This is a genomic window from Streptomyces sp. NPDC059853 (assembly GCF_042731495.1).
GTDB lineage: Bacteria > Actinomycetota > Actinomycetes > Streptomycetales > Streptomycetaceae > Streptomyces.
The window spans coordinates 1-5,790 of record NZ_JBHWJL010000315.1; the positions used below are offsets into that span (position 1 = coordinate 1).

Annotated in this window: 5 protein-coding genes and 1 pseudogene; 3 read left to right on the top strand and 3 right to left on the bottom strand. The window is 71.3% G+C overall.

Annotated elements, in window-relative coordinates:
* Window positions 1-330 (bottom strand): annotated as a pseudogene (locus ACFV5N_RS23690) (hypothetical protein); the annotation flags it as partial.
* 224 nt (window positions 331-554) lie between these two features.
* On the opposite strand from ACFV5N_RS23690, the gene ACFV5N_RS23695 reads away from it, so the two are divergent.
* Both ACFV5N_RS23695 and ACFV5N_RS23700 read left to right on the top strand, forming a co-directional pair.
* Window positions 555-1,316 carry a GPP34 family phosphoprotein gene (locus ACFV5N_RS23695; RefSeq protein WP_375065608.1) on the top strand — a complete coding sequence of 254 codons (762 nt, stop codon included), beginning with the start codon at window positions 555-557 and terminating at the stop codon, window positions 1,314-1,316.
* Between the two features lie 153 nt (window positions 1,317-1,469).
* Entirely contained in the window at window positions 1,470-2,342 is an 873-nt protein-coding gene (locus tag ACFV5N_RS23700; RefSeq protein WP_385603342.1) for a helix-turn-helix domain-containing protein, read from the top strand.
* Between the two features lie 166 nt (window positions 2,343-2,508).
* On the opposite strand, the gene ACFV5N_RS23705 is transcribed toward ACFV5N_RS23700, so the two are convergent.
* Window positions 2,509-3,630, bottom strand: a complete 1,122-nt coding sequence (locus ACFV5N_RS23705; RefSeq protein WP_385603345.1) for a sensor histidine kinase — start codon at window positions 3,628-3,630, stop codon at window positions 2,509-2,511.
* Window positions 3,627-4,253 (bottom strand): response regulator, encoded by a 627-nt coding sequence (locus tag ACFV5N_RS23710; protein ID WP_385603351.1) that lies wholly within the window; start codon window positions 4,251-4,253, stop codon window positions 3,627-3,629. Before ACFV5N_RS23710 ends, ACFV5N_RS23705 begins: the two co-directional genes overlap by 4 nt.
* Before the next feature lie 317 nt (window positions 4,254-4,570).
* On the opposite strand from ACFV5N_RS23710, the gene ACFV5N_RS23715 reads away from it, so the two are divergent.
* Window positions 4,571-5,790, top strand: a 1,220-nt coding sequence (locus ACFV5N_RS23715) for a DUF418 domain-containing protein (protein WP_385603348.1), incomplete at its 3' end; no start/stop codon positions are given.

The window sequence follows — 5,790 nt, forward strand, 5'->3', positions numbered from 1 at the left end:
GTCCGGCCGGGCGGGGTCCGCCCCGGCCGTCCCGTTCCGCCGGCCCTCGGCGGAAGGTGCCGGTTCCCCCTCCGGTCCCCGCGGGGCACCCGCCGGGGAGAACACCATCGTGGCGTCCGGGCCGGCGGCCTTGCCGCCGTCTCCGTCCGGGTCCTCGGCCGGTTCGGCCGGGTCCGCCGGCTCCTCGCCGGCCGGTGTGGGCCCGGATATGTTCCGCTTCGTGGGGGCGGGGGTCCCGGCGGGAACTGTTTCCGGGGGGCCGGACGTCCTTCCACCTGACTCCTGCTGATCCCGCTCCCGCTCCGCGATGTCCGGGGACTCGCCCGCCACCGTGCCTCCTAGCAACCTGTTCTTCATACGTTCGCCGCTGGCCCTAACAGTCTGCCGCGTGCTGTGCACCGTGGCTGACCACGCGCGGCCTGGCGGAAATCCGCCCTCCTCCCCCTTTGACGGCCCCGATATATCTACGGGTTCCATCACAAATCAACCACGCACTCTCGACAGCAGCATGTGAGAGGCGTCACCCTGTCTTTCATCCACGCGGGGAGGCATGGATGAGCAGGAGTCGTAGGACTATTCCGGAGGAGCTGCTGCTGCTCGCTCTGGACCCGGCCACGGGTACCACCGCACAGCCGCAGTCACTCGACCTCGGCCTGGCCGGGGCCCAGCTTGTGGAGCTGGCCCTGGCAGGACGGATAGCCCCGGACGGGGACCGCATAGCCGTGGTGCTGCCACGGCCGACTGGAGATCCCACTTTGGACTCCGCCCTGGAGCTGCTGCGCCGCCGTGGCAGCCCCGTGCGGGCGGTCAACTGGATCGGCGGGCCCCGGCTGGGGCTGCGCCAGACGTACCTCACACATCTCGAACGCTGCGGCATGGTGCACGCGGTCGAGAACCAGATGTGCGGCGTGCTGCCGACCACCCGGTATCAGGCGACGGACACCGCCGTCAGCCGGCAGATCCGGGCGCGGCTGGACACCGCCATCCGTACCGGAACCCCACCGGATGCCCGGACCGCCGCGCTGGCGGCGCTCGCGCATGCCGTGGGGCTCGGCAAGCATCTGTATCCCGGGAACGAGGGGCGGTCATCCCGCTCCCGGCTGCGGGATCTGATCCGGCACGACCCGATGGGCGGGCTGGTGGCCCACGCGGTGATGGACGTGCAGAACGGGGTGGCGGGCCAGGCCGCCGCCCGGCGCCAGCAGCAGCAAGCGCAGCAGCAGGCGCCGGAGCGGACCCCGGCCGCCGTCGGAACGGCGCCGGCACCGGCGCGGTCCGGCGGTGTGCGCGTGCGGTCGCGTTCGCTCTCCCACTGACCTCCGGGAGCCGCATCGGGCATGGGGTGCGGCCGGGGTGCGATCGCGCCCCGGCCGTGCCCCATGCCGGTGTTTTCCAGCGGGCATACCTCCGTTGATGGCAGGCTGCTGAGCACCAGTCATACTGATCCACTCAACGGAGGTGCACCGTCAGTGGCGGGCAATGTCAATCCCACTGTCCGGCGCCGCAGGCTCGGTCAGGAGCTGCGGCGGCTCCGCGAAGACAAGGGCATGACCGCGGAGGAGGTCGCCGACCGGCTGCTGGTGTCGCAGTCCAAGATCAGCCGGCTGGAGAACGGCCGCCGGAGCATAAGCCAGCGCGACGTGCGTGATCTGTGCGGGGTCTACGAGGTCGACGACAAGAAGCTGATCGAGTCCCTGATGCAGATGGCGCGGGAGTCGCGGCTCCAGGGCTGGTGGCACGCGTTCGCCGAGCTGTCGCCGACGTACAGCGTCTACATCGGTCTGGAGATGGACGCGTCCTCACTGCGGGTGTACGAGCCGCAGATCGTGCCGGGGCTGCTCCAGACGCACGACTACGCGGCGGCCGTGATCGCCGGCGCGCTGCCGGAGGTGGCGCGCGAGGAGGTGGACAGCCGGGTGCAGGTGCGGCTGCGGCGGCAGCACCGCATCCACGAGGACCGGGTGCCGCTGCGGATGTGGGCGGTGGTGGACGAGGGCGCGCTCCGGCGCATGGTGGGTGGCCTGGAGACGATGCGCGGCCAGATCGACCATCTGCTGGACTGTTCGCGGCTGCCGCATGTGACGCTTCAGGTGATGCCGTTCTCGGCGGGCGCGCACCCGGGGGTGAACGGCCAGTACACGATCATGGAGTTCCCGGAGAACTCGGATTCCACGGTGGTGTACCTGGAGGGGGTCACCAACGATCTCTATCTGGAGAAGCCGCACGACGTGCAGCACTACAGCGTGATGTACGAGCATCTGCGGGCGCAGGCGCTGAGCCCGGAGCAGACGCGGGAGTTCCTTGAGGGGCTGCTGATGGAGTTCACCAAACAGGCGTCCTAGGGGTGTTGTCCCGGGACGTCGGTGACACGGGTGGGCTCGGCCCGGCTGAGGCTGTGGCTGTGGGTGTGCTGCCTCAGCCTCGCGCGGGGGGCCGGAGTGGCCGGCGCGGGGCGCGGCAGGATCCGGCGAGTCGCCAGGGCCCCGGAGGGTACGCGTGGGGCCGGTCTCAGTCGGGCCGGGCGGGGGCGCGCAGTTCGACCTTGTATCCGCCGTGCGGTGTGGGTCCGGCGGTGAAGGTGCCGTGGAGCAGTTCGGCGCGTTCGCGCAGGCCGATCAGGCCCTGGCGGGAGCTGGGCAGGGCGACGGCCGGGCGGGCGGGTGCGGTGTTGGCGATGGTGACGCCGTAGTGGTGGGCGTCGTGCCACAGGCGTACCTCGGCGCGGGCTCCGGGTGCGTGTTTGCGCACGTTGGTGAGGGCTTCCTGGATCGTGCGGTACACGGTGCGTTGGGCGGTTGTGCTGATGTCGGCCGGGAGTTCACCGGTCAGGGTCGTCTCGATGCCGCTGTTGGCGATCAGTTGCTGGAGATCGGCGAGCGTGGGCTGGGGGGCGAGTTCGGTTTCCTTGCCGCCCGAGGCGCGGAGCAGGGTGACCATGTGGCGGAGTTCGTCGAGGGTGTTCACGCTCAGGGAGCGGATGGTGCGGGCGGCCTCGCGGGCGTCGGGATCCTGGGAGGCGACCTGGAGCGCTCCGGCCTGTACGGCGATGAGGCTGACCTGGTGGGAGACGACGTCGTGCATCTCGCGGGCCAGCTGGGCCCGCTCCCGGGCGAGCACGGTCTGGGCGTGCAGGGCGCGTTCGTGTTCCCGGGCCTCTTCGACGTCGCTGAGCTGGCGCGCCACATCCCGCCTGGCCTGCACGAGTTGGCCGAACAGGACCGGAGCGATCGCTGTGGCGAGTGTGTACACGAACTGGATGAGCGTCCAGGCCCGGTCGGCGGTGAACGTGTGGGAGAGCGGCCAGGCCAGCGTGCCGGCCGCCGCGTGCAGCAGGGTGCAGCCGGCCAGCAGACGGCGGTCGCGGGTGCGCGTGGCCAGCGTGTACAGGGCGGCGATCGGCGCAACCGCTACCTCCATGAAGACGGTCATGGGCAGCGTCAGCAGGAAGACGGTGAGCGGGAAGCGCCTTCGCAGGAACAGCCCTGCGCTGCCGATGGCGACGCAGGCCCACACGAGGGGTACTCCCTCGTCGAAGAGGTTGATCCAGGCGTCGAGCAGGGCGAGCACGACGAGGCCGGCGTCGGCGGCCCACGGCGGCACCCGCCGCCACAGCGTCCGGCCGGTGCTCATCGCCCGTTGTCCCGGGGCGCGTCGTCGCCGTTCCTGCCGAGCAGTCCGGCCCGCTCGGCGAGCAGTGCCGCCTGGACGCGGCTGGAGACCCGCAGCTTGGTCAGGATCGAGCTGACGTGGTCCTTGACGGTGCCCGCGCTCAGATGGATACGGGTACCGATGTCGGCGTTGGACAGCCCCTTCGCGATCAGGACGAGGACTTCGCGTTCCCGGTCGCTGAGCAGGCCCACGCGCGCCACGTCCGCGTCCTGCGGCGCTCCTGCCCCCGGGTGGCCGCGCAGCAGGGCCCGTGAGGCTTTCGGGGACATCACCACCCCACCGGCGGCCAGGGTGTGCACCAGCTGGACGAGCTGTTCGGGCTCGGTGTCCTTCAGGAGGAAGCCGGCGGCCCCCGAGCGCAGGGCGGTCAGGACGTACTCATCGGTGTCGAACGTGGTGAGCATGGCCACGTGCGGTGGTGCGGGCAAGGCCCGGATCTGCCGCAGGAGGGTCAGGCCGTCCACGTCCGGCATACGGATGTCGAGGAGCACGACGTCCGGCGCCTCGCGGCGGATCACGTCAGCCGCCTGCGCCCCGTCCGCGGTGGCCACGACCCGGATGCCGTCGGACGCGTTCAGGATCATCCGGAAGCCGGATCGCACCAGGGCCTCGTCGTCCACCACCACTACCCGGATCACGGCGTTCCGCCTCACGCTCGTCTGCCTTGTCTCGGTTCTCGGCGACCCGTACGCGGCGGAGGGCACCCCGGCTCCCGTACGGAGATCGTTCGCTGCCGAGCGTACGGCCGCGTCGGCGCGCGACGGCGCGATCGCGGAGGGACGCCCGCCACCCGGCAGACCCGTTCCAGCCGCTCGGGGGGAGCGCTCCGGCCCTTCTGCGGGGTGGTCACCGAAGGCTGCCGGATGGTCCGCCTCCCGGACCCACCACGAGGTTTGTCCCCATGACCTCTACGCAGCCGCCGTACCCGACAGCAGTTCCCGCGGAGCACTCCCCTCCGCAGCCCCCGGCCTCACCCGAGCCCGCCGCGACCGGTGTGTCGCCGGGGCGCCTGGTGGGGTTGGACGTGGCCCGCGCGCTGGCGGTGTTCGGCATGTACATCGTCCACATCGGGCCCCCTCTGTCGGCCACGGACGGCGTCGGCAGCTGGGTGCGGTACCTGGCCGACGGCCACTCGTCGGTCCTGTTCGCGACCCTCGCCGGGTTTTCGCTGATGCTGATCGCGGGCCACAGGGAGCCGAAGACCGGTCTGGCGGGCCGGCAGGCGAAGGCGCGGATCGCGATCCGCGCCGTGGTCCTGCTGGCGCTGGGCACCGCCCTGGCGATCGAGTACGGGGGCGTGATCATCCTCGCCTTCTACGGCGTCTACTTCCTTCTCGCCCTGCCCCTGGTGCGGCTGCGCGCCGGGACGCTCGCGGTGATCGCGGGCGGGCTCGCCCTTCTCGCGCCGCAGCTGGCGTTCGTCCTGAGGTCGCTGCTGAGCGAGTCCGTCCAGCAGACCGTCAACGCCTACGACCCGCTCAAGGCGCTCAGCGATGTCGGGCTGCTGGATCTGCTGCTCACCGGCTTCTACCCGGCGATCACCTGGATGCCGTTCGTGATCGCCGGTATGGCGCTGGCCCGCCTGGACCTGGCCGCTCCCGCCGTCCAGTGGCGCCTGGCCGCGCTCGGCGCCGCTCTCACGGCGGCCGCGTACGGCATGTCCCTGCTGCTGGCAGGCAAGGACGCGTTGCGGAGCATGGCGGAGGGCGGGAAGTCGTTCGCCGGCTCCGATCCGGCGTCTTTCGGCAGCGGATCCTTCGAGCCTCAGGGGGCGGCCTCGGAGCTGCTGTCCGCCGGGCCGCACAGCGGCACCACGTTCGACATCATCGGCAGCGTGGGCGTCGCGATCCTCGTGCTCGTATCCGTGACGGTGCTGATGGACCGTCTGCCGCTGCTGCGCCGCCTGTCGGAGCCGGTCATCGCCGTGGGCGCCATGTCCCTGACGGCCTACGTCGGCCACTTCGTCGCGCAGTCCGTGATGGGCGGGCCGGCGGGTGAAAGCGGCCAGGAGTCGTGGATGCCCGTGCTGATGTTCATGCTGGGGGCGACCGTGTTCGCCGCGGTCTGGTCCCGGTTCTTCCGCCGCGGACCGCTGGAGTCGCTGCTCAACGCCGCCACCCA

What these genes read in the sequence shown, in the direction of transcription:
- ACFV5N_RS23695 (WP_375065608.1), top strand. Translation starts at nt 555, where the DNA reads ATGAGCAGGAGTCGTAGGACTATTCCGGAGGAGCTGCTGCTGCTCGCT.
- ACFV5N_RS23705 (WP_385603345.1), bottom strand. Translation starts at nt 3,630, where the DNA reads ATGAGCACCGGCCGGACGCTGTGGCGGCGGGTGCCGCCGTGGGCCGCC.
- ACFV5N_RS23710 (WP_385603351.1), bottom strand. Translation starts at nt 4,253, where the DNA reads ATGATCCTGAACGCGTCCGACGGCATCCGGGTCGTGGCCACCGCGGAC.